Origin of the sequence: Streptomyces sp. NPDC046759, from assembly GCF_040645475.1 — a bacterium.
Classification (GTDB): domain Bacteria; phylum Actinomycetota; class Actinomycetes; order Streptomycetales; family Streptomycetaceae; genus Streptomyces.
Window position 1 is genome coordinate 23,161 of record NZ_JBEYYJ010000030.1, and the last position, 22,516, is coordinate 45,676.

The window sequence follows — 22,516 nt, forward strand, 5'->3', positions numbered from 1 at the left end:
GCGGTCGAGGCCGGGGCGTGGCGTGCCGCGCGCGCCGCTGGTCGTGGCGTGGCGTGGCGCGGCCTGCGGCACCCGGCGGGCTCGGCGTGGCACGCGGCCGTGGTCGGGTGGGAGCGGGACGGCCGTGGCAGCATCGGCGGCATGGTGCCGCGGTTCGTTTCCCACGGGCGCAGACGACGCCCGACACTGCTCCGCACGCGCGAGCGGCCCTCTGCGCCGCCGCGTGTGCTCGTGGGGCTGCTCGCCGGGCTTCTCGCCGTCCTGCTCGCGGGATGCTCGTCCGATTCGAGCGCGGGTGCGGGTGCGCGGCCGTCCGGCGTCGGCGCGTCCGTCCCGGCCTGGGCCGACGGCATGGGCACGGTCAAGGAGTCCCAGCTGCCCGCCGAGGCCCGCGCAACACTCGCCCTGATCGACAAGGGCGGCCCGTTCCCGTACGCCAGGGACGGCGTCGTCTTCGGGAACTTCGAGGGTCATCTGCCGAAGCAGCGGCGCGGGTACTACCACGAGTACACGGTCAGGACGCCAGGCTCCCACGACCGCGGGGCCCGGCGCATCGTCACCGGTCTCGGCGGGGAGATCTACTACACCGATGATCACTACAACTCCTTCCGGGCGGTGCTGAGATGAGCGAGGACCTGACGGGCAGGCTCGTCGTCACCCTGGACCTCGGCGGTGTGACCGGCAAGGCCGGCCTGATGGACCGTGCCGCCCGCGCACTGGCACTGCCCGACTGGTTCGGCCGCAACTGGGACGCGCTGGCCGACTCCCTCTGCGACCACACCGTCTGGCCCGAGGGGGCCGTCGAGCAGGGGCTCCTGATCGTCGTCCGCGGCTGGCAGCGGTACGCCGAGGCGGAGCCGGAGCAGTGGCGGACGGCCCAGGAGGTGTTCGCGGAGGCGGTGGACCGTACGCCCGCGCTCGCCGTCGTCCTGGCCCTTGGAGGATCCTCCTAACGGCTCGCCGACCAGCCTGGATGTTCTGTGAGGGCATGGCCGGGGTCCCGGCATGGGACAATGAAGTACGTGCTCTTTCCCCCTGGCACACCTGTCCGGGGGTCACCTCTGATCGACTGGGATGTGCAGCACGTGCGTTTCCTCAATGACATCCAGCCCGCGTACGACCTGACGTACGACGACGTGTTCATGGTGCCGAGCCGCTCCGCGGTCGGCTCGCGTCAGGGCGTGGACCTCGGCTCGCCGGACGGCACGGGCACCACCATCCCGCTCGTCGTCGCCAACATGACCGCCATCGCCGGCCGCCGCATGGCCGAGACGGTGGCCCGCCGCGGCGGCCTCGTGGTCATCCCGCAGGACATCCCGATCGACGTCGTCACCGATGTCGTCTCCTGGGTGAAGAGCCGCCATCTGGTGCTCGACACGCCGATCGTGCTGGCCCCGCACCAGACCGTCGCCGACGCCCTGGCCCTGCTGCCCAAGCGTGCGCACAACGCCGGCGTGGTCGTGGACGAGAACCAGCGGCCCGTCGGTGTCGTCACGGACGCCGACCTGACCGGCGTCGACCGCTTCACCCAGCTCGAAGTGGTCATGTCGAAGGACCTGCTGCTCCTCGACGCGGACATCGATCCCCGCGAGGCCTTCAACACCCTCGACCAGCACAACCGCCGCTACGCCCCGGCCGTCGACAAGGACGGCAGGCTCGCCGGCATCCTGACCCGCAAGGGCGCCCTGCGGGCCACGCTGTACACCCCGGCCGTGGACGCGAACGGCAGGCTGCGCATCGCCGCCGCCGTCGGCATCAACGGCGACGTGGCGGGCAAGGCCAAGCAGCTGCTCGACGCGGGCGTGGACACGCTCGTCATCGACACCGCGCACGGCCACCAGGAGTCGATGATCAGCGCCGTCAAGCTGGTGCGCGCGCTCGACCCGCAGGTGCCGATCGCCGCCGGCAACATCGTCTCCGCCGAGGGCGTCAAGGACCTGATCGACGCCGGTGCGGACATCATCAAGGTCGGTGTCGGCCCCGGCGCGATGTGCACCACCCGCATGATGACCGGCGTGGGCCGGCCGCAGTTCTCCGCGGTGCTGGAGTGCGCCGCCGAGGCGAAGAAGTACGGCAAGCACGTATGGGCCGACGGCGGTGTCCGGCACCCGCGCGACGTGGCGATGGCCCTCGCGGCCGGCGCGTCCAACGTGATGGTCGGCTCCTGGTTCGCGGGCACCTACGAGTCCCCGGGCGACCTCCAGCACGACGCGAACGGGCGCCCGTACAAGGAGTCGTTCGGCATGGCCTCCGCGCGTGCGGTGCGCAACCGTACGTCGGAGGAGTCCGCCTACGACCGTGCCCGCAAGGCGCTGTTCGAGGAGGGCATCTCCACCTCTCGCATGTTCCTCGACCCGGCCCGCCCGGGCGTCGAGGACCTGATCGACTCGATCATCGCGGGTGTCCGCTCCTCCTGCACCTACGCCGGTGCCGGCTCCCTGGAGGAGTTCGCCGAGAAGGCCATCGTCGGCATCCAGAGCGCGGCCGGCTACGCCGAGGGCAAGCCGCTGCACGCCAGCTGGAGCTGACCCGCAACTTCCGTTGGCACGGCCCCCGTCGATCCCGCCCGCCGGGAGAACCGGGGGCCGTCGGCTTGTCCGGGGGTCCACGGCCGGCGACATGGAGTTCGATGCGCTCGCCGCCCGGCCCCCTGACCGACTACGTCGGCCGTGACACCTGCCTCGACGCGGACCAGGAGGAGCGGATGTGCGCCGACGCGTGCTACTTCCTCACCAAGAGTCTGTAAAACGTGCCGGTGAGGGCGTTGTGCAACGGTCGGCAGCCCCTGTGCAACGAACTGGCGTTCTGCGCGGATGAACGCAATGATCATCCGGGGACGCGCAAGGTTGCTGCATTACGCGCGTGAAGTGAGCCCCCGTAGGGTGCTGCGCTGTACATGGCGTGGCGGGGGCCCCGCTCGGTGCGTTCCCGCCCGCGCGGGCTGCCACCGGTCCCCGTCCGCAGTGACCGGCAGCGATAAGGAGCCAGCGCGTGCTCGACCAAGGCGCACCCCCGCACGACCGCCCAGCGACCGCCCCCGCGTCCCCGGGCGTCGCCGCGCGCCTCATGCGGCGCAAGCCCGTGGAACGCCTGGTCGCGGAGGGCGGCCAGGGTGAGGGAGGGCAGCTTCGGCGCTCCCTCGGGCTATGGCAGCTGACCATGATCAGCATCGGTGCCACCCTCGGCACCGGCATTTTCGTGGTGCTGGGCCAAGCCGTCCCGAAGGCGGGTCCGGCCGTCACCCTCTCCTTCGTCATCGCCGGTCTGACCGCGCTCTTCTCGGCCCTCTCCTACGCCGAGCTGGCCGGCACCATCCCGGTCTCCGGCTCCTCGTACTCGTACGCATACGCAACCATGGGCGAACTGATCGCCTGGGTCTGCGGCTGGTGCCTGCTGCTGGAGTACGGCGTCTCGGTGGCCGCCGTGGCCGTCGGCTGGGGCCAGTACCTGAACGAGCTGCTGGACGGCACCATAGGCGTCACCGTCCCCGACGCCCTGTCGGCGCCGCCCGGCCAGGGCGGCATCTTCAACCTGCCCGCCCTGATCGTCGTCCTCCTCGGGATGGCGTTCCTGCTCGGCGGCGCCAAGGAGTCCGCGCGGGCCAACACCATCATGGTCTCCGTGAAGATCGCCGCGCTGATCCTCTTCTGCGCCATCGGCTTCATGGGGTTCAAGTCCGGCAACTACGCGAACTTCATGCCGCTCGGCATGGCGGGTGTCAGCGCGGCCGGTGCCACGCTCTTCTTCTCCTACATCGGCTTCGACGCCGCATCCACCGCCGGTGAGGAGGCCAAGAACGCCCAGCGCGACCTGCCCCGCGCGATCATGCTGTCCCTGGTCATCGTGACCGCGCTGTACGTCCTCGTCGCCGCGGTGGCCGTGGGTGCCTGGCCCTGGCGCAAGTTCACGGATTCCGAGGCCGCGCTCGCCCAGATCATGACGGACGTCACCGGACAGAGCTTCTGGGGGACCCTGCTGGCGTTCTGCGCCGTCATCGCCATCGCGAGCGTCGTCCTGACCGTCCTCTACGGCCAGACCCGCATCCTGTTCGCCATGTCCCGCGACGGCCTGGTGCCCAAGATCTTCGCCAAGGTCCACCCGAAGACCGGCGCCCCGCGCGCCAACACGGTGATCGTCTCCGTCTTCTGCGGCGTCCTCGCCGCCGCGATCCCGCTGGGTCAGCTGGCGGACGCCACCAGCATCGGCACCCTGTTCGCCTTCGCGCTGGTCAACGTCGCCGTCGTGGTGCTCCGCCGGACGCGTCCGGCGATGCACCGCACCTTCCGTGTGCCGCTGTCGCCGGTGCTTCCCGCGCTGGGCTTCGCCTTCTGCATCTGGATGATGGGCAGCCTGTCGACCGTCACCTGGATCGTGTTCGGTGTCTGGATGGTGGTCGGGCTCGTGTTCTACTTCGTGTACGGCTATCGCCGTTCCCGTCTCGCGACCGGTGAGGACCTCGTGACGACGGCGGAGAAGTGACGGAACCGGAGAAGTGAACCACCCCCCGTGCTGAACGATCTCGACGAACGCATCGTGCACGCCCTCGCCGAGGACGCCCGCCGCTCCTACGCGGACATCGGGCAGATGGTCGGTCTGTCCGCGCCCGCCGTGAAGCGGCGCGTGGACCGGCTGCGCGCCACCGGGGCCATCACCGGATTCACCGTCCGGGTGGACCCGGCGGCGCTGGGCTGGGAGACCGAGGGCTACATCGAGATCTACTGCCGGCGCAACACCTCGCCGGACACCATCCAGCGAGGCCTGGAGCGCTATCAGGAGGTCGTGGCCGCGTCGACCGTCACCGGTGACGCGGACGCGATCGCCCAGGTCTTCGCCTCCGACATGCGGCACTTCGAGCGGGTCCTGGAGCGGATCGCGGGGGAGCCGTTCGTGGAGCGGACCAAGTCGGTGCTGGTGCTGTCGCCGTTGCTGCGCCGCTTCTCCTCCGGGGCGCCGGGGTAGATCCCCGCGCCCCCCACGGAGTGCTCCTACTGTGCCGCCTTCCTCGCCAGCGCGTTGTTGTCGATCGAGTTCCGCACGCTGAAGCTCACCGCATCGGACCGGTAGCGGTCGTCCGACCACTCCACCGGCCGGCCTTCCCGTGTCGTCGTCACGCGCCGCACCCGCAGCAGCGGGCTCGTGCGGCGCACGCCCAGCAGCTCGGCGTCCTGCGCGCCCGCGGAGACCGCGTCGATGACGTGCTCGCCGTAGGCGAAGACCAGCCCCGTGTCGTCGTAGAGCCGCTGCGTCACCGACGGGCACTCCGGCTCGATCGACTCGACCGCCGGGGAGATCCAGTCGGCGTACACCGTGCGCTCCAGGAGCACCGGCTCGCCGTCCAGACCGCGTACCCGGAGCACATGCAACACCGGTGTGCCCACAGCCAGTTGGAGGCGCACGGCGTCCTCGGCGGTGGCCGGGCGGTACTCCTGGGCCACCACCTGGCCCGTCGCCTCGCGGCCCATCGCGCGGGCCCACTGGGCGAAGCTGCGCAGTTCCTCGAAGGTCTGGCTGCGGCGGCTGGCGAGGACGACGCGCCGGGCGCCCTGGCGGGAGCCGATCAGGCCCTCGGCGGTCAGGGCCGCGACGGCCTGGCGGACCGTGCCGCGCGAGACGCCGTAATGCGCGGCCAGCTCCGACTCCGAGGGCAGCCGGCTGCCGACCGTGTACTGCTCGCGGTCGATGGCCCGCCGCAGCTCGTCGGCGATCTCCTCGTGTCGCGCCGTCATGCTTCCCCTCTGCTCAGGTCGCTGTGCACAGCGTGACCAGCCTAATCGAGACCTGAGCGTGATCTGCAACGGTCTGGATTGTGCAGCCAACCAGGGCCCAAAGTTTCGCTCCCGTTTACAGACAGGACACCGTGAGCGGGCGTACTGTGACGCAACTTGTTCAGACAAGTTCTCCGTTCTGCCTCCACCCTCGTGTGCACCCCTGGAGAGACCGTGACCGTGTCCCTGCCGAGAAACGCCGTCCTCGGCGGCTCCCTCGCCGTCGTCGCCGCGCTCGCGCTGAGCGCCTGCGGCGCCGCCCCCGACAAGGCGTCGACCACCACCAAGGACGGCAAGAACGCCGCCACCGCCACCTCCGCGGCCGACTTCGGCGGCATGGACGCCCTGGTCAAGGCGGCCAAGAAGGAGGGCACGCTGCACATCATCGCGGTGCCCCGCGACTGGGCCAACTACGGAGCCATCATCGACGGCTTCCAGAAGAAGTACGGCATCAAGATCCAGGACGAGAGCCCCGACGGCACCAGCCAGGACGAGATCAACGCCGTCACCACCCGCAAGGGCCAGGACCGCACCCCGGACGTCCTGGACCTCGGCAGCTCCTTCGCGCTGAGCGCCGCCCAGCAGGGCCTGCTCGCGCCCTACAAGGTGGCCTCCTTCGCCGACATCCCCGAGGCGCAGAAGGACCCGCAGGCCCGCTGGTACAACGACTACGGCGGCTACGTCTCCATCGGCTGCGACGCCAAGCGCGTGAAGACCTGCCCGACCACCTTCAAGGACCTGCTCAAGCCCGAGTACAAGGGCCAGGTCGCCCTCAACGGCAACCCCACCAAGTCCGGCTCCGCCTTCGGCGGCGTCTACGCGGCGGCCCTCGCGGGCGGCGGCTCCTTCGACAACATCCAACCCGGCCTGGACTTCTTCGCCAAGCTGAAGAAGAGCGGCAACTACACGCCGGTCGAGTCCACTCCCGCCACCGTCGAGAAGGGCGAGACCCCGATCTCGATCGACTGGGACTACCTGAACGCCGGTTACGCCGACGAGTTCAAGTCCAAGGGCCTCGACTGGAAGGTCGTCGTCCCGGGCGACGGCCAGTACGCCCAGTACTACTCGCAGGCCATCAACAAGGACGCCCCGCACCCGGCGGCCGCCCGCCTGTGGCAGGAGTACCTGTACAGCGCCGAGGGCCAGAACCTGTGGCTCAAGGGCTACGCCCGCCCGGCCCTGATGGCCTCCCTGGACAAGGCCGGCACCCTCGACAAGAGCGCCGCCGCCAAGCTCCCGAAGGTCACCGGCACGCCGACCTTCCCGACCGAGGACCAGCAGAGCAAGGCCAAGACGGTCATCGCCCAGGGCTGGGGGAAGGCCGTCTCCGGATGACCGCCGCCCTCCCGCGCGCGGACGTGGCGCCCGTCGCTTCGGCGAAGCGGCGGCGCCGCGCCCCCGGCTGGCTCGCCGTGGTGCCGCTGCTGGCGTTCACGGCCGTCGCCTTCGGCCTGCCCGCGCTGGCCATCGTGAACGGTGCCTTCTCGGTCGACGACCCCACCACGGGCGCCACCACGTACACCGGTTCCAACATGACGACCTCGCTGCACGGCCCGTACCTCACCGCCCTGCTCGGCAGCGTCAAGCTCTCCGCGATCTCCGCCGCGCTCGGCGCCCTGCTCGGGCTGCCGCTCGCGCAGGCCGTGGTCAGCTCCCGCTCGCGCTGGCTGCGCGAGGCCGTGCTGACCGCCTCCGGTGTCCTCGCCAACTTCGGCGGCGTACCGCTGGCCTTCGCCTTCGTCGCCACCCTCGGCAACGCCGGCGTGCTCACCGTGCGCCTGGGCCTGAAGGACTCCGGCTGGGACCTCTACAGCTTCTGGGGTCTGGTCCTCGTCTATCTGTACTTCCTCATCCCGCTCATGGTCCTCACCATCACCCCCGCGCTCGACGGCCTGCGCTCCCAGTGGCGCGAGGCCGCGCTGAACAACGGCGCCACCGCTGTGCAGTACTGGCGGCACGTGGCCCTGCCCGTACTGGCTCCCTCGCTGCTCGGCGGTCTCGTGCTGCTGTTCGGCAGCGCCTTCGCCGCCTATGCCACCGCCGCCGCCATGGTCGGCAGCGCCGTCCCGCTGGTCACTCTGCAGATCGCCGACACCCTGTCCGGCAACGTGCTGGTCGGCCAGGAGAACGTCGCCCTCGCCCTCAGCCTCGACATGGTCCTGGTGGCGGGCCTGGTAATGGCCGTCTACCTGCCCCTTCAGCGACGGAGTGCCCGATGGCTCGACGCCTGACCCCGTGGCGGTGGGCCGTTCTCGGCCTCGCCGCCCTGTACTTCCTGGTGCCGCTCGCCGCGTCCGTGGTCTTCACGGTGGACGTGCCCGGCCAGGGCCTCACCTTCGACGCCTACACCAAGATCCTCTCCACCGACGGCTTCGTCTCCAGCCTGCTGCTCTCGCTGGAGCTGGCCGTGGCCACCATCGCGGTCGTACTGCTGCTGATGGTGCCCGCCGTGGTCGCGCTCCGGCTCGGCTCGCCCCGGCTGCGCCCGGTGGTGGAGGTGGTGTGCTCGCTGCCGCTGGTGGTGCCGCCCATCGCCTTCGTCGCCGGCATCGCCACCGTGCTGAAGTGGGGCCCGGAGCATCTCTCCAGGACGCCGCTGTTCGAGACGTTCGTGGTGATCCAGAACGACAGCTTCCCCGTCGTGCTGGTCCTCGCCTACGTCGTGATGGCCCTGCCCTTCGTCTACCGCGCCCTGGACGCCGGTCTGCGCGCCATCGACGTCCGTACCCTCGTCGAGGCGGCCCGCAGCTGCGGCGCCTCCTGGCCGCAGGCCCTCGTACGCGCCGTGCTGCCCAACCTCCGCGGGGCCCTGCTGAACGCGTCCTTCCTCACGCTGGCCCTGGTCCTCGGCGAGTTCACGGTCTCCCACCTGCTCGGATACGCGCCCTTCGCCGTGTGGATCTACAACGTCGGCGGCGAACAGGCCCAGATGTCCGTCGCCGTTTCCGTGCTCAGCCTGCTCGTCACCTGGGCCCTGCTCCTCGCGCTCGCCGGTGCCGGCGGCCGCACCCGAACCGCTTCCTCCCAGGGATGACACACCATGACCGCCACCACCCTTGAGAAGGCCGTGACCGACAAGGCCGCCACCGTCGAGTTCCGCTCGCTGCGCCGGGAGTTCGGGGCCACGGTCGCCCTCGACGGGCTCGACCTGACCGTCCGTCCGGGGGAGTTCCTCGCGCTGCTCGGCCCGTCCGGCTGCGGCAAGACCACCGCGCTCCGCATGCTCGCCGGATTCGAACACCCGGACTCCGGCGCGGTACTGGTGGACGGCGAGGACGTCACCCACGTCCCGGCCCACCGGCGCGACGCCGGCATGGTCTTCCAGTCGTACAGCCTCTTCCCGCATCTGAACGCCGTCGACAACGTCGCGTTCGGGCTGCGCATGCGCGGCGTCCGCACCGCCGAACGGCGCGGTCGCGCAGCGCAGTTGCTGGAACTGGTGGGCCTCGCCGACAAGGGCGAGCGCTACCCGCACCAGCTCTCCGGCGGCCAGCAGCAGCGCATCGCGCTGGCCCGCGCCCTGGCCCTGCGCCCGCGCGTGCTCCTGCTCGACGAACCGCTGTCCGCGCTCGACGCCAAGGTGCGGCTCACCCTGCGCGAGGAGATCCGCCGCCTGCAGCAGGAACTCGGCATCACCACCCTGTTCGTGACGCACGATCAGGAGGAGGCGCTGTCCGTCGCCGACCGGGTCGCCGTCATGCGCGCCGGGCGTCTTGAACAGTGCGCCGAGCCCGCCGAGTTGTACGGCCGTCCCGCCACCGCCTTCGTCGCCGAGTTCGTCGGCACGATGAGCCGGATCCCGGGCGACCTCAAGGACGGGACGGTCCAGGTGCTGGGGCAGCGGCTGCCGGCCGACGGCGAGGTGCCGGACGGCGCGGTGGACGTGCTGGTGCGGCCGGAGTCCGTCCGGGTGAGTGCCGACGAGCAGGGCGGCGCCCGGGTCCTCGCCACCGCCTTCCTCGGCGCGGTCGTCCGGGTCACCGTGCGGCTCGCCGACGGCACCGAGGTGAAGGCCGATCTGCCCGCGCACGAGGCCTCCGGGCTGGGCGCCGGGGCCGCCGCGAGCGTGTCGCTGCCCGAGCGGCCGGTGCTGGTGGCCGAACGTACGCAGAAGTGACCGGCCCGGGCGGCCGGGTGCACGCAGAAGTGACCGGCCCCCGCGGCCGGGCGCACGTACAAGCGAAGGAAGAAACCCACGTGACCCCCCACACCCCCGCCTGCCCACCGCAGGCCGTCCTGTTCGACATGGACGGCACGCTCGTCGACACCGAGCGGCTGTGGTGGGAGGCGGTCGAGCAGGTCGCCGGGCGCCCGCTGACCGAGGCCGACCAGCCGGACGTGCTCGGCCGCCCGGTCGAGCACACCGCCGCCTGGCTCGGTACGGACAGCGGAAGGCCGGCCGCCGGCCTCGCGGCCGACCTGCACCGCGAGTTCGCGGAGCGCGTCCGCACCGGGATCGTGCCCCGGCCCGGCGCCCTGGACCTGCTGGACGCGCTGGCCGCCGCCGGCGTCCCCACCGCCCTGGTCACCGCGTCTCCGCGCGCGGTCGCGGACGTCGTCCTGGACGCCCTCGGCGCGCACCGGTTCGCGGTCTCCGTCACCGCCGACGACACCGCCCGCACCAAGCCGGCCCCCGACCCCTACCGGGACGCCTGCCGTGCCCTCGGCGTCGACCCGGCGGCCTGCGTGGCCGTCGAGGACACCGAGACCGGCGTCGCCTCCGCCGAGGCCGCCGGCTGCGCCGTGCTCGCCGTCCCCTCCCTCGCGCCGATCGGCACGGCGCCCGGGCGCACCGTGCGCGACAGCCTCACCGGGGTCACCGTCCAGGAACTGGGGCGCATGGTGCAGCCCGAGCTGCGGGTGATGAGCTGGAACCTGTGGCTGGGCGGCAGCGAGGTCGACGACCACCGGGCCAAGCAGCTCAAGGTCATCCTGGAGAGCGGCGCCGATGTCGTCGGCCTGCAGGAGACGGCCGGAACCGCGGCCCAGGAGCTGGCCGAGGCCCTCGGCTGGCACCACCACCGGGCCGGCGAGAACCTCGGCGTCATCAGCCGCCATCCGATCACCGCCCGCTTCGGCGATCCGGAGGTGGGTTTCTACGGCGCCGCGGGCGTCCGGATCGCCGTGGCGCCCGGCCGCGAGGTCGACGTGTGGACCGCACATCTGCACTACACGCCGTACGGCCCCTACGAGGCCGCCTTCGACGGGCTGCCGGCCGCTGAGCTGATCGCCCACGAGGAGCTGCGGCTGACGCAGATGCGGGACACGCTCGCCCGTATCGCCGAGTCGTCCGCCGCGGGCGTCCCGGTCGTGCTCGTCGGCGACTTCAACTGCCCCTCGCACCTGGACTGGCCGGACGTGGCCTGGCCGGTGACCAGCGCCGCCGCGGACGCGGGCTTCGCCGACTCCTACCGCGAGGCCCACCCGGACCCCGCCCTGGAGCCCGGCCACACCTGGTCGCCGATCCACCCTGTGCACGAGGACGGCAGCGGCCGGCCCGAGCCGCAGGACCGCATCGACTACGTCCTGCACCGGGGCCTGGCCGTGCGGGACGCGCGAACCCTCGTCACCGGCAGCCCGCGCCCCTGGCCGGACGTGGCGGACAACGACTGGCCCTCCGATCACGCGGCGGTCATCACCACCTTTGCCCTGGCGCCGAGGTGACCGGGGGTTACCGCAGGTCACCATTGCGTTCCGGGGTGACCATCCCGTAGGTTGTGCCGAACTTTCTACCGACTGGTAACACCGGCAGGTATCCATGCGCTGGCCCCTCGGCCGTCCCACCACCGTCCGCGCGCGGATCGTGGCGCTCGCGCTCGCCCCGGCCGTCGCGCTGATGTCGCTGTGGGGCTTCGCCATGTGGTCCGTCACCGGTGAACTGCGGGCGCTGGTGCGGCTCCAGGGGGTGTACGAGGACTTCGGCACCCCCGTGGACACCGCGATCGGACAGATCCAGATCGAGCGCCGGTTGTCCGCGGCCTACCTGGGCGCCCGCCTCGACACGGGGACGGCCGGTCAGCTGCTCCAGCAGCAACGCCGTACCGACCGGGCCGTCGACGCCATGCGGCAGGCGATCCAGGGCGGCGACCGCGGCCGGCTGACCGCACGGCAGCGGCAGGCGCTGGACGCCATGGTGAGCGCCACGGGCCGGCTGGAGGGGCTGCGCTCGCTGGTGCTGTCCCGGCACATCACCTGGGACCGGGCCGTGGAGGAGTACAGCACGCTCGTGGAGCCCGGCTTCGACGTGCAGTCCACACTCACCGCCCTGCAGGCCGGGCAGCTCGCCCGGGAGGCGCAGGTCGTCATCGAGCTCGTACGGGTAAGGGAGTTCGTCTCCCGGGAGGACGCGCTGGTCGCCGGGGCGCGGGCGGCCGGCACGCTGACCGGCCGGCAGTACGACAGCCTGACCGCGACCATCGAGGACCGGCGGGTGTTCCAGCGGACATATGTCCCGGACCTGCCCGCCGACTCGAGGGCGCTGTTCGAGGACTTCCAGCGCGGAACCCTGTACGGCTCGCTGGTGCGCGGCGAGGACGCGCTGCTGCGGTCCGGGGCCGCGGGCGCCGGGAAGGCCGTCGCCGCGGACACCTGGCGCTCCACCACCGACCGGGCCGTGAAGCGGTACATGCAGCTGTGCACACGGTCGGCCGAGAACTCCGCGGTGCGCGGCCGGGCCTTCGCCTACCAGGAGCTGACCAAGGCGGCCGTCGTCGGCGTGGTGGGGCTGGCCGCCGTCGGGCTTTCGCTGTGGCTGGCGGTGCGCGGCGCGCGGCGGATCTCGCGCCGCCTGGAGACCCTGCGGGACGCGGCCGACGTCCTGACGGGGACGCAACTGCCCGACGTGATGCGGCGACTGAGTGCCGGCGAGGAGGTGGACGCGCTCGCCGAGGCGCCGCCGCTGGCCGCCGACGAGGTGCGCGACGACGAGATCGGCCAGGTCGGCCGGTCCTTCAACACCGCGCGGCTCGCGGCGGTCGAGGCCGCCGTCAAGCAGGCCGGCCTGCGCCGGGGCCTGTTCGCGGTGCTGCTCAACATCGCGCGCCGCAACCAGGCCCTGGTGCACCGGCAGTTGAAGCTCGTCGACACCCTGGAGCGGCGCACCGAGGACCCGGACGTCCTGCGCGAGCTGTTCCGCATCGACCACCTGACCACGCGCATGCGCCGGCACGCCGAGAGCCTGATCATCCTCTCCGGCTCCGCGCCCGGCCGCCGCTGGCGCCGGCCCGTACCGGTCGCGGACGTCGTCGCCTCGGCCGTCAGCGAGATCGAGGACTACGCGCGCGTGGTGGTGCCGCCGATGCCCGAGGTCGGCATCACGGCGGACGCGGTCGCCGACGTCGTCCATCTCCTCGCCGAACTCCTCGAGAACGCAACGGCGTTCTCGCCGCCGCACACCCAGGTCACCCTCCGCACCGGTCGGGTCGGCAGCGGGTTCGTGCTGGAGATCGACGACCGGGGGCTCGGTCTCGACGCCGACGCCCGCAGCCGGGCCCACGGCACTCTCACCGACCCCGACGGCTTCGACCCCACCCGCCACGACCGCCTCGGCCTCTACGTCGTCGGCCGCCTCGCCGCCCGGCACGGCATCGAGGTCAACCTCGGTGACTCACCGTACGGCGGTACGACGGCGGTGGTCCTGCTGCCTGAGGGCGTGCTGGCGAAGGTGGAGCCGGTGCTGCCGGAGCAGGGCGAACAGCGGGCGGCCGTACACGAGTTGCCGGCCAGGAGGCGTTCGGCCGGGCCGGCCGATCGGCAGAGCGCACCCGTGGGGCACCCGCCCGCGCGCAACCGGCTCGCCTCCGTGCCCGGGCCCGGCTCGGGGAGCGCATCCGGGCCGCCGGGGGAGGCACCGCTCCCAACTCCGGGTCCGGGAGCCGCGGCCGAGTCGTCGGCGGAGCCGGGGGAGCCGGGGGAGACGCCGCCCTTCTCATCCGCTGCCGGTCAGGGGGCCGGGGCCGGGACGTCGGCTGAGGGGTGGCGGTCCCTCCCGCCCGTGTCCGAGGGGCCGTCGCCGGTCGGGTCGGCGCCGTCTCGCGTTCCTGGTCCGAGGGCCGGAGCCGGGGCCGAGTCGTCGGCGGAGCCGGGGGAGCCGGGGGAGACGCCGCCCTTCTCATCCGCTGCCGGTCGGGAGGCCGGAGCCGCGGCGTCGGGGAGGAAGGGGCCGGTGTCCTCGCCGGACGCCGGCCGGGGAAGTGCGTCCCAGCAGCAGGCCTCGGCGCCCGCACTGCCCACCCGGATCCGGCAGGCCTCCCTCGCACCGGAGCTGCGGGACGAGCCGCCGGCACGGGGGCACCCGGCCGGGCCGGAGGTCGACGCCGAGGAGATGCGGGCGATCTTCGGTGCCTTCCAGCGCGGACTCGACCGTGGCCGCAAGGGCCTGCCCGCGAGCCCGGAGCCCACGGCCGGCGCGGACACCGATGCCGTGACCACCCACGCCGACGAAGGGACGGACACCGACGATGCACGGTGACGACCAGACCTCCGGGCTCCCCGAGGAGACCGCAGCCGCACCCGGTACGGACCTCGGCTGGCTGCTGGACGACCTCGTGGCGCGCACCGACCACGTCCGCCAGGCCGTGCTGCTGACCGCCGACGGCCTGCCCCTCAGCAGTTCGGACGGGATGCGCCGGCGCGACATCGAACACCTGGCCGCCGTCTGCTCCGGCTTCCACGGCCTCGCCCGCTCGGCCGGTGAGCGGTTCGGCGCCGGTGAGGTGCGGCAGACCATGGTGATGCTCGACGACGCCTACCTCTTCATCACCCCGGCCGGGCACGGCAGCCGGCTCGCGGTCCTCAGCGAGGCCCGCACCGACGTCGGCCAGCTGGCCCACGAGATGGCCCTGCTCGTTCGTCGCCTCGGCCGCCACCTGGACGCGGCCGCCCGCGCTCCCAGATGATCCCGCGGTGAGCGACGAGCACTGGTACGAGGACGAGACCGGGTCCATGGTGCGCCCCTACACGGTCACCCGGGGCCGCACCCGGCCCTCGGGCGCGCACGCCATCGACCTGATGTCCCGGGTCACCGCGCTGGACACCGACGCGCCGGGACCCGACGTCGACCATGCCCGTGCCGCGCTGCTCGACCTGATCCGGCGCGGCCCGCGTCCCGTCGTGGAGCTGGCCGCGGACGCCGATCTTCCCCTGACGGTGCTCCGGGTCCTGCTGGGCGACCTGGCCGAGGCCGGCCTGATCCGCATCGACGAACCCCGCCGCCACCCGGCCGGCGGTGCGGCCGCCGACCCGGGGCTGCTGCGGGAGATCATGGAGCGGCTGAAGGAGATCTAGCCGTTTGTCACAGCCCTGTGCGGGAGCGGTGCTGACCGGAACGCATCGATGACGGTCGTTGTCTCAGGGAGCAGCACCTCACTTGTACCGCTCACCCGTGCCGCCGAAGGGGAACCATGCGCGTCCAGAAGCTCTCGATGCTCGCCGTCACCGCCGTAGCCGGCCTGTCGCTCACCGCCTGCCAGGGCGGCGACAAGGCCTCCTCCGGCTCCGGCGCCTCCTCCGCCCCGAGCTCGCAGAGTTCCGCCTCCCGGAGTTCCGGCAGCGAGAGCTCCGGTTCCCAGGCCTCCGGCGGCAGCGGACCCTCGGCCGGGGCGAGCGCCCCCGCCGGGTCCCGGACGGGAAGCGCCATGACGTCCGCCTGCACCACCTCCCACCTCGCGTTCAGCACCTCCGGCGGCATGGCCGAGGGCACCCTCATCGTGAACCTGAAGAACACCGGCTCCACCGCCTGTGTGCTGAAGGGCTTCCCCGGCGCCGACCTCAAGAGCAAGGACGGCAGCGTCAGCGCCGGGCGCAGCAAGCTCGCCGCGCCGCTGATCAGGGTGAAGCCGGGCGAGGAGACCCGCTTCACCCTGCACTACCCGCCGAACGGCTCCGGGGGCAGCGGCGAGACCTTCACCAGCCTCGTCGTGACCCCGCCGAACGAGACGCACTCCCACACGCTCCCCGTCAGCATCGACGTGCCCGTCTCGGACGGCTCCGGTCCCGCCATCACCGTCGATCCGGTGGGCACCGGCAAGTAGGGGCCGTCCACAGCTGCGACCGACGGGGCACGACCTCGACATCGGCCACCACCTGCACGGTCGGGGCGCCCGGGGCCGAGGCCGGCGTCGACTGCCCGGGCACCGGCGGCCGGGTCGCCGTCGCGACGCAGCTCGGCGGTACCGGTCGGCGACGCCGCCTCGCGCTCGGGACGGTGGCCGCCACCGTCGGCGGGCGCTCCACCGCCCGCGGCAGTGCTCCACCGTCCGCGGCCAGTGCTCCACCGTCCGCGGCCGGCGCCGCCCCGGTCGAGCCGGCGGTGACCAGCGGGGCGGCGGTGACGGCGACGGCGGCGATCTTCGTACGGCGCTTCACGACGGTTGCGGTCTTTCCGCAGGTCGAGCGCGGGAACCGGACGATCGCCACCCGCCCGCCGGCGAGCCGCCCGCACATCGTCCCGCGGGCGGGACCCCGCTTCGCCCACCTGCCCGGGGAATCGCAGGCGTGACCTGCACCTCAGGGAAGAGCGGAACCGGCCCCGGCGCCGCGCAACGAATCGCCGCCGGGCCCCCTCTCCACGCAACGAACCGCGCACAAACTTGCAACGGCTCCTCCTTGTCCGGCCGAGCGCGCCGACCGTACCTTTTTCGTGGCCCCAAAAACGTCGAGGCCCGCCCCCCCGAAGCCACATTCCGGTGAGGAACCGCATGCGCACCGCCCTGCTCCAGAGCTCCGGCCGTCCCGGCTCGGTCGCCGAGAACCTCAAGGTCCTCGACGAGGCCGCGGGCCGTGCCGCCGCCGCGGGCGCCGCACTGCTCGCCGCGCCGGAGATGTTCCTGACCGGGTATGCGATCGGCGACGCCATCGCCCGCCTCGCCGAGCCCGCCGACGGCGACTCCGCCGACGCGATCGCCGAGATCGCCGGACGGCACGACCTGGCGATCGCCTACGGCTACCCGGAGCGGGACGGCGAGACCGTCTACAACTCCGCCCAGCTGATCTCCGCCGACGGCACCAGGCTCGCGAACTACCGCAAGACCCACCTCTTCGGCTGCGCCGAGCGCGACCACTTCACGCCGGGCGAGAAGTCGCTCATCCAGGCCCGGCTGGGCGACCTGACCGTCGGCATCATGATCTGCTACGACGTCGAGTTCCCGGAGAACGCGCGCGCCCACGCCCTGGCCGGCACCGACCTGCTCGTCGTGCCGACGGCGAACATGCACCCGTTCCAGTTCGTCGCCGAGTCCATGGTGCCGGTGCGTGCCTGGGAGAACCAGATGTACGTCGCGTACGTCAACCGGGTCGGCCACGAGGGCGAGTTCGAGTTCTTCGGACTCTCCGCCCTCGCCGGGCCCGACGGCATCGCCCGTACCCGCGCCGGCCGCGGCGAGGAGCTCGTGCTCGCCGATGTCGACCCGGCCTTCCTGGCCGCCTCCCGTGAGGCGAACCCGTACCTGAAGGACCGCCGCCCCGGTCTGTACGGGTCCCTCGTCTGAACCCCCCGAGCCTCCCTCGATCCACCCCGCGCAAGGAGTCCGTACCCCATGACGTCCACGGTGCCCAACGCCGTCGAGCACACCGACGAGCAGCAGCCGCCGATCACCATGTTCGGCCCGGACTTCCCCTACGCCTACGACGACTTCCTCGCCCACCCGGCGGGCCTCGGCCAGATACCCGCGACCGGGCACGGCACCGAGGTGGCGATCATCGGCGGCGGCCTGTCCGGCATCGTGGCCGCGTACGAGCTGATGAAGATGGGCCTCAAGCCCGTCGTCTACGAGGCCGACCAGATCGGCGGCCGGCTGCGCACCGTCGGCTTCGAGGGCTGCGACGAGTCGCTGACCGCCGAGATGGGCGCGATGCGCTTCCCGCCGTCCTCCACCGCCCTGCAGCACTACATCGACATGGTGGGCCTGGAGACCAGCCCCTTCCCGAACCCGCTGGCCGAGGCCACCCCCTCGACCGTCGTGGACCTCAAGGGCGAGTCGCACTACGCCGAGACCATCGACGACCTGCCCCAGGTGTACCGGGACGTCGCCGACGCCTGGAACAAGTGCCTCGAAGAGGGCGCCGACTTCTCCGACATGAACCGCGCCATGCGCGAGCGGGACGTGCCGCGCATCCGCGAGATCTGGGCCAAGCTCGTCGAGAAGCTCGACAACCAGACCTTCTACGGCTTCCTCTGCGACTCCGAGGCCTTCAAGTCCTTCCGGCACCGCGAGATCTTCGGCCAGGTCGGCTTCGGCACCGGCGGCTGGGACACCGACTTCCCGAACTCCATCCTGGAGATCCTGCGCGTCGTCTACACCGAGGCCGACGACCACCACCGTGGCATCGTCGGCGGCTCCCAGCAGCTGCCGCTGCGCCTGTGGGAGCGCGAGCCGGAGAAGATCGTCCACTGGCCGTACGGCACCTCGCTGAAGTCCCTGCACGTGAACGGCGAGCCGCGCCCGGCCGTGACCCGGCTGCACCGCACCGCGGGCAACCAGATCACCGTGACGGACGCGAACGGCGACATCCGCACCTACCAGGCGGCGATCTTCACCGCCCAGTCCTGGATGCTGCTGTCCAAGATCGCCTGCGACGACTCGCTCTTCCCGATCGACCACTGGACGGCGATCGAGCGCACGCACTACATGGAGTCCTCGAAGCTCTTCGTCCCGGTGGACCGGCCGTTCTGGCTGGACAAGGACGAGGAGACGGGGCGGGACGTCATGTCGATGACGCTCACCGACCGCATGACCCGCGGCACCTACCTCCTGGACAACGGCCCGGACAAGCCCGCCGTCATCTGCCTCTCGTACACCTGGTGCGACGACAGCCTGAAGTGGCTGCCGCTGTCAGCGAACGAGCGGATGGAGGTCATGCTGAAGTCGCTCGGTGAGATCTACCCGCAGGTCGACATCCGCAAGCACATCATCGGCAACCCGGTGACGGTCTCCTGGGAGAACGAGCCCTACTTCATGGGCGCCTTCAAGGCCAACCTGCCGGGCCACTACCGCTACCAGCGGCGCCTGTTCACCCACTTCATGCAGGACCGGCTGCCCGAGGACAAGCGCGGCATCTTCCTCGCCGGCGACGACATCTCCTGGACCGCCGGCTGGGCCGAGGGCGCGATCCAGACCGCGCTGAACGCGGTCTGGGGCGTCATGCACCACCTCGGCGGCACGACCGACCCGGCCAACCCCGGCCCGGGTGACGTCTACGACGAGATCGCACCCGTGGAGCTGCCCGAGGACTGACCAGAACAACGAGCAAGGACCCAGCGCGGGCGGCCGGAACTGACTCCGGCCGCCCGCGCCTTTGGTGTTCCGGGCGGCCGGCGCAGGGCCGAGATCCGGCCGGGTCAGTCACCGAGCGGTGTCAGCAGCATCCGGCCCGCGAGCCCCACCGCCGCGTCGAGCCGTTCGGTGAACTCCTCGGCCAGGTCGCCGCAGTGCCGCAGCGTCCACAGGGCCCGTCCCGCCACCCAGGCCGCGTCACGGGCGCGCTCCAGGCTCCAGGAGCCCAGCAGATGGGTGAGGGGGTCGGCGATCTGGAGCAGGTCGGGACCCGGCATCAGATCTTCGCGGATGCGTTCCTCCAGCGAGACGAGGAGATCGCCCACGCGGTCGAACTCGTCCTCCAGATCGGCCGGTTCGCAGCCGAGCGTACGACAGGCGTCCACCACGGCGAGCGCCAGGTCGTGCCCGACGTGCGCGTTGATGCCCGCCAGCGCGAACTGCAGCGGCCGTACCCCGGGATGGCGGCGGAGCTGGAACAGCGGACGCCAGCAGGCGGGCGGACGGCGGTCCGCGGCGGCAGCGTCGACCGCCGCCAGATAGCGCTCGGCGAAGCGCATGTCCAGCGCGATCGCGGCCCGTGGGTCCGGGAAGTCCCCGAAGTCCAGGCGCCGGTCGATCTCCGCGGTGACGGTGAGGTAGACGCGGTTGAACACGGCGACGCCGTCCCGTACGGGCAGGCTCGCGTCGAGGGCGCGCATCCGGGAGACGACCGCGTCGACGGGAGTGGTGAAGTGTTCCAGCTGCGCCATGGGGGAAGGGTCCCAGCCCTGGGCCGGCCGGCGTGCCGACCGGCCCGGTGCTTCGCCGGAACGGGGGAACGGACCGGCGCAGTGCGGATGCGGAGGGGGGATCGGCACCGTGTCAGGCTTACGCGTCCGGCGCCTTGCCGAGCGCCGGGCCGCGCGCAGGCGTGCCCTGCGGCGCGGGGTGATGGTCACGGCGGCGTCGGTGGTGATCGTGGCAGGCGCGGTCACCGGGGTGGTCTCGGTGCTGAGCGCTGAGCGGGAGGGCCGTGACGGGCCCTCGACGGTCCGCGGCTCCGTCGCGGTCGATCGCCCCCACGGGGCGGTGGCCGCAGGCCGGGACCAGCCCCGCCGCCCTTCGGCACGCGGCCGCACCGCAGCCACTGCCGCCCCTGCCCGCACCGCGGCAACTCCCCTACCCGCCCGGACCGGAACCGACCAGCCGACCACCGCCGTGCCACCACTTCTGTACCGTCACCCCGGCTCCCAGGCCCTGGACTGGGTCCGCGCGCACCCCGACGATCCGCGCACCGCCGTCATCGCCTCCAAGATCACCGACCGGCCGGCCGCCGTGTGGTTCACCGACCCGGACGCGGACACCATCGCCGCCGGGGTGCGCGCGGTCACCGCGGCAGCGGCGGCGCAGGAACGGGTGCCGGTGCTCGTGCCGTACACGATCCCGGACCGGGACTGCGGCGGCGCCTCCCGGGGCGGTGCGCCGGACCTCGCTGCCTACGACGCCTGGATCGACGCCTTCGCCCGGGGGCTGGGCCCCAGGGAGGTGATCGTCGTCCTGGAGCCGGACTCGATCGCCCAGTCCGGCTGCCTGACCCCGGCCGACCGGTCCGCCCGGTTCGCCTCGCTGGCCCGCGCGGGCCGGGTGCTGAAGGCCGCCGATCCGCGGGCCCGGGTCTACTACGACGCCGGCCACTCCGGCTGGAACCCGCCGGCCGAACAGGCCGCCCTGCTGCGGCGGGCGGGAGCCGCCGATGCCGACGGCGTCTTCAGCAACGTCTCCAACTTCCGTACCACGGCCGACGAGATCGCCTACGACCGTCAGGTCCTGGACGCGCTCGGCGGCCCGGCGAGCCTGGGCGCGGTGATCGACACCAGCCGCAACGGCAACGGCGCTCCGCCGGACGGACGGTGGTGCGATCCGACCGGCCGGAGGATCGGCCGTGCCCCGACCCTGGAGACCGGACAGGCCCGGATCGACGCGTACCTGTGGGTGAAGCCGCCGGGGGAGTCCGACGGCTGCGCGGGCGCGGCCGGGACGTTCCTGCCGTCGTACGCCTACGACTTGGCGCGCGGGGACGCCGCGTCGCCGGTCCCTGTGTCGTAGGAGGACGTGCCCTCGTCCAGCAGCGGCTGCTGCTTCTTCAGATGGGCCGGGGCGAAGGCGCGCAGGGTGTGGTAGCCCGTGATGACGACCAGCGTGCCGAGGGCGATGCCGCTGAGCGAGAAGTTGCCGGTGAACTTCATGCTCACGTTGCCCACGCCGATGATGATGCCCGCCGCGGCCGGCACCAGGTTCAGCGGGTTGCGCAGATCCACCTTGGCGTTGAGCCAGATCTGCGCGCCGAGCAGGCCGATCATGCCGTACAGGATGACGGTGATGCCGCCGAGGACACCGCCCGGGATCGCGGCCACGACCGCGCCGAACTTCGGGCAGATCCCGAAGAGCAGCGCGAAGCCGGCGGCGGCCCAGTAGGCGGCGGTGGAGTAGACGCGGGTCGCGGCCATCACGCCGATGTTCTCCGAGTATGTGGTGTTCGGCGGGCCGCCGACCGCGGTGGACAGCATGGATGCGGCGCCGTCCGCCGAGATCGCCGTACCGAGCTTGTCGTCCAGCGGGTCGCCGGTCATCTCGCCGACCGCCTTGACGTGCCCCGCGTTCTCGGCGACCAGGGCGATGACGACCGGCAGCGCGACCAGGATCGCCGACCACTGGAACGACGGCCCGTGGAAGTGCGGCAGGCCGATCCAGTCGGCCTTGGAGACGCCGGAGAGGTCGAGGCGCCAGTGGTCGGTGACCCTGCCGCTCGGGCTCATGGAGTGGATCTTGCCGAAGATCCGGTCGAAGGCCCAGGAGATGCCGTACCCGAAGACCAGCCCGAGGAAGATCGCGATGCGCGACCAGAAGCCGCGCAGGCACACCACGGCCAGACCGGTGAACAGCATGACCAGCAGGGCCGTCCACTGGTCCTGCGGCCAGTAGGTGGACGCGGTCACCGGGGCCAGGTTGAAGCCGATCAGCATGACGACCGCGCCGGTGACGATCGGAGGCATGGCCGCGTGGATGATCCGCGCCCCGAAGCGCTGCACCGCGAGTCCCACCAGGAACAGCGCCACGCCGACGACGAACACCGCACCGGTCACCGTGGCACTCGTACCGCCCTGTGCGCGGATCACGGCGGCCACGCCCACGAACGACAGGGAGCAGCCGAGATAGCTCGGCACCCGGCCCCGAGTGGCGAGCAGGAAGATCGCGGTCGCCACGCCCGACATCATGATGGCCAGGTTCGGGTCCAGGCCCATCAGGACGGGCGCGACGAAGGACGCGCCGAACATCGCGACCACGTGCTGGGCGCCCAGGCCGACCGTGCGGGGCCAGGAGAGTCGTTCGTCCGGGCGTACCACCGCTCCGGGCGCGGGCGTGCGCCCGTCACCGTGCAGTTTCCAGCGCACGCCGATGTCCATGGTGGGGTTTCGCTTTCTCAGGTACCTGAAGGCG

General features: G+C 72.2%; 21 protein-coding genes. 18 read left to right on the plus strand and 3 right to left on the minus strand.

Annotated elements, in window-relative coordinates; translation table 11 throughout:
• Positions 1-141: 141 nt before the first annotated feature.
• The 5 genes from ABZ919_RS32430 (at position 142) to ABZ919_RS32450 (ending at position 4,959) form a co-directional block, all read left to right on the plus strand.
• Positions 142-627 carry a ribonuclease domain-containing protein gene (locus ABZ919_RS32430; RefSeq protein ID WP_361254755.1) on the plus strand — a complete coding sequence of 162 codons (486 nt, stop codon included), beginning with the start codon at positions 142-144 and terminating at the stop codon, positions 625-627.
• Positions 624-953: a barstar family protein gene (locus ABZ919_RS32435; protein WP_361254758.1), complete on the plus strand. Its 330-nt coding sequence runs from the start codon at positions 624-626 to the stop codon at positions 951-953. Before ABZ919_RS32430 ends, ABZ919_RS32435 begins: the two co-directional genes overlap by 4 nt.
• Before the next feature lie 132 nt (positions 954-1,085).
• Positions 1,086-2,528, plus strand: a complete 1,443-nt coding sequence (locus tag ABZ919_RS32440; protein ID WP_361254761.1) for a GuaB1 family IMP dehydrogenase-related protein — start codon at positions 1,086-1,088, stop codon at positions 2,526-2,528.
• Between the two features lie 463 nt (positions 2,529-2,991).
• Positions 2,992-4,479: an amino acid permease gene (locus ABZ919_RS32445; protein WP_361254764.1), complete on the plus strand. Its 1,488-nt coding sequence runs from the start codon at positions 2,992-2,994 to the stop codon at positions 4,477-4,479.
• Between the two features lie 27 nt (positions 4,480-4,506).
• Positions 4,507-4,959 carry an Lrp/AsnC family transcriptional regulator gene (locus ABZ919_RS32450; protein ID WP_031174468.1) on the plus strand — a complete coding sequence of 151 codons (453 nt, stop codon included), beginning with the start codon at positions 4,507-4,509 and terminating at the stop codon, positions 4,957-4,959.
• A 26-nt stretch (positions 4,960-4,985) separates the two neighbouring features.
• On the opposite strand, the gene ABZ919_RS32455 is transcribed toward ABZ919_RS32450, so the two are convergent.
• Complete coding sequence (locus ABZ919_RS32455; protein WP_361254769.1) at positions 4,986-5,726, minus strand: GntR family transcriptional regulator; 741 nt, start codon at positions 5,724-5,726, stop codon at positions 4,986-4,988.
• Positions 5,727-5,939: 213 nt separating this feature from the next.
• Between ABZ919_RS32455 and ABZ919_RS32460 the strand changes: the two genes are divergently transcribed.
• The 12 genes from ABZ919_RS32460 (at position 5,940) to ABZ919_RS32515 (ending at position 18,997) form a co-directional block, all read left to right on the plus strand.
• A complete protein-coding gene (locus ABZ919_RS32460; protein WP_361254772.1) occupies positions 5,940-7,100 on the plus strand; it encodes an extracellular solute-binding protein in 1,161 nt (386 codons plus the stop codon).
• Positions 7,097-7,996, plus strand: coding sequence for an ABC transporter permease subunit (locus ABZ919_RS32465; protein ID WP_361254774.1), 900 nt, complete (start codon positions 7,097-7,099; stop codon positions 7,994-7,996). Before ABZ919_RS32460 ends, ABZ919_RS32465 begins: the two co-directional genes overlap by 4 nt.
• The gene (locus tag ABZ919_RS32470) at positions 7,981-8,799 is read left to right on the plus strand and encodes an ABC transporter permease subunit (protein WP_361254777.1); all 819 of its coding nucleotides are present in this window, start codon (positions 7,981-7,983) and stop codon (positions 8,797-8,799) included. The genes ABZ919_RS32465 and ABZ919_RS32470 overlap by 16 nt, the downstream gene beginning before the upstream one ends.
• Before the next feature lie 6 nt (positions 8,800-8,805).
• Positions 8,806-9,882 (plus strand): ABC transporter ATP-binding protein, encoded by a 1,077-nt coding sequence (locus ABZ919_RS32475; protein ID WP_361254779.1) that lies wholly within the window; start codon positions 8,806-8,808, stop codon positions 9,880-9,882.
• 80 nt (positions 9,883-9,962) lie between these two features.
• Positions 9,963-11,429 carry an HAD-IA family hydrolase gene (locus ABZ919_RS32480; RefSeq protein ID WP_361254782.1) on the plus strand — a complete coding sequence of 489 codons (1,467 nt, stop codon included), beginning with the start codon at positions 9,963-9,965 and terminating at the stop codon, positions 11,427-11,429.
• A 94-nt stretch (positions 11,430-11,523) separates the two neighbouring features.
• Positions 11,524-14,235, plus strand: a complete 2,712-nt coding sequence (locus ABZ919_RS32485; protein ID WP_361254785.1) for a nitrate- and nitrite sensing domain-containing protein — start codon at positions 11,524-11,526, stop codon at positions 14,233-14,235.
• Complete coding sequence (locus ABZ919_RS32490) at positions 14,225-14,662, plus strand: roadblock/LC7 domain-containing protein (protein WP_361254787.1); 438 nt, start codon at positions 14,225-14,227, stop codon at positions 14,660-14,662. Before ABZ919_RS32485 ends, ABZ919_RS32490 begins: the two co-directional genes overlap by 11 nt.
• A gap of 7 nt (positions 14,663-14,669) precedes the next feature.
• Positions 14,670-15,050, plus strand: a complete 381-nt coding sequence (locus tag ABZ919_RS32495; protein ID WP_361254790.1) for a DUF742 domain-containing protein — start codon at positions 14,670-14,672, stop codon at positions 15,048-15,050.
• Between the two features lie 116 nt (positions 15,051-15,166).
• Entirely contained in the window at positions 15,167-15,796 is a 630-nt protein-coding gene (locus ABZ919_RS32500; protein WP_361254793.1) for a DUF4232 domain-containing protein, read from the plus strand.
• A gap of 173 nt (positions 15,797-15,969) precedes the next feature.
• A complete protein-coding gene (locus tag ABZ919_RS32505) occupies positions 15,970-16,263 on the plus strand; it encodes a hypothetical protein (protein ID WP_361254796.1) in 294 nt (97 codons plus the stop codon).
• Between the two features lie 199 nt (positions 16,264-16,462).
• Entirely contained in the window at positions 16,463-17,251 is a 789-nt protein-coding gene (locus ABZ919_RS32510; protein WP_361254799.1) for a carbon-nitrogen hydrolase family protein, read from the plus strand.
• Between the two features lie 48 nt (positions 17,252-17,299).
• Positions 17,300-18,997, plus strand: a complete 1,698-nt coding sequence (locus ABZ919_RS32515; RefSeq protein WP_361254801.1) for an NAD(P)/FAD-dependent oxidoreductase — start codon at positions 17,300-17,302, stop codon at positions 18,995-18,997.
• 104 nt (positions 18,998-19,101) lie between these two features.
• On the opposite strand, the gene ABZ919_RS32520 is transcribed toward ABZ919_RS32515, so the two are convergent.
• Positions 19,102-19,788 (minus strand): DUF5995 family protein, encoded by a 687-nt coding sequence (locus ABZ919_RS32520; protein WP_361254803.1) that lies wholly within the window; start codon positions 19,786-19,788, stop codon positions 19,102-19,104.
• Between the two features lie 181 nt (positions 19,789-19,969).
• Here ABZ919_RS32520 and ABZ919_RS32525 point away from each other — a divergent pair, with 181 nt between their 5' ends.
• Positions 19,970-21,124 (plus strand): glycoside hydrolase family 6 protein, encoded by a 1,155-nt coding sequence (locus ABZ919_RS32525; RefSeq protein WP_361254985.1) that lies wholly within the window; start codon positions 19,970-19,972, stop codon positions 21,122-21,124.
• Here the strand turns inward: ABZ919_RS32525 and ABZ919_RS32530 are convergent.
• On the minus strand, positions 21,076-22,482 hold the full coding sequence (locus tag ABZ919_RS32530) for a solute carrier family 23 protein (protein WP_361254806.1): 1,407 nt from the start codon (positions 22,480-22,482) through the stop codon (positions 21,076-21,078). The two genes, ABZ919_RS32525 and ABZ919_RS32530, sit on opposite strands and share 49 nt — an antisense overlap.
• Positions 22,483-22,516 lie beyond the last annotated feature (34 nt).

What these genes read in the sequence shown, in the direction of transcription:
- ABZ919_RS32430 (WP_361254755.1), top strand. Translation starts at nt 142, where the DNA reads ATGGTGCCGCGGTTCGTTTCCCACGGGCGCAGACGACGCCCGACACTG.
- ABZ919_RS32435 (WP_361254758.1), top strand. Translation starts at nt 624, where the DNA reads ATGAGCGAGGACCTGACGGGCAGGCTCGTCGTCACCCTGGACCTCGGC.
- ABZ919_RS32455 (WP_361254769.1), bottom strand. Translation starts at nt 5,726, where the DNA reads ATGACGGCGCGACACGAGGAGATCGCCGACGAGCTGCGGCGGGCCATC.
- ABZ919_RS32465 (WP_361254774.1), top strand. Translation starts at nt 7,097, where the DNA reads ATGACCGCCGCCCTCCCGCGCGCGGACGTGGCGCCCGTCGCTTCGGCG.
- ABZ919_RS32470 (WP_361254777.1), top strand. Translation starts at nt 7,981, where the DNA reads ATGGCTCGACGCCTGACCCCGTGGCGGTGGGCCGTTCTCGGCCTCGCC.
- ABZ919_RS32475 (WP_361254779.1), top strand. Translation starts at nt 8,806, where the DNA reads ATGACCGCCACCACCCTTGAGAAGGCCGTGACCGACAAGGCCGCCACC.
- ABZ919_RS32485 (WP_361254785.1), top strand. Translation starts at nt 11,524, where the DNA reads ATGCGCTGGCCCCTCGGCCGTCCCACCACCGTCCGCGCGCGGATCGTG.
- ABZ919_RS32490 (WP_361254787.1), top strand. Translation starts at nt 14,225, where the DNA reads ATGCACGGTGACGACCAGACCTCCGGGCTCCCCGAGGAGACCGCAGCC.
- ABZ919_RS32500 (WP_361254793.1), top strand. Translation starts at nt 15,167, where the DNA reads ATGCGCGTCCAGAAGCTCTCGATGCTCGCCGTCACCGCCGTAGCCGGC.
- ABZ919_RS32510 (WP_361254799.1), top strand. Translation starts at nt 16,463, where the DNA reads ATGCGCACCGCCCTGCTCCAGAGCTCCGGCCGTCCCGGCTCGGTCGCC.
- ABZ919_RS32515 (WP_361254801.1), top strand. Translation starts at nt 17,300, where the DNA reads ATGACGTCCACGGTGCCCAACGCCGTCGAGCACACCGACGAGCAGCAG.
- ABZ919_RS32520 (WP_361254803.1), bottom strand. Translation starts at nt 19,788, where the DNA reads ATGGCGCAGCTGGAACACTTCACCACTCCCGTCGACGCGGTCGTCTCC.
- ABZ919_RS32525 (WP_361254985.1), top strand. Translation starts at nt 19,970, where the DNA reads ATGGTCACGGCGGCGTCGGTGGTGATCGTGGCAGGCGCGGTCACCGGG.
- ABZ919_RS32530 (WP_361254806.1), bottom strand. Translation starts at nt 22,482, where the DNA reads ATGGACATCGGCGTGCGCTGGAAACTGCACGGTGACGGGCGCACGCCC.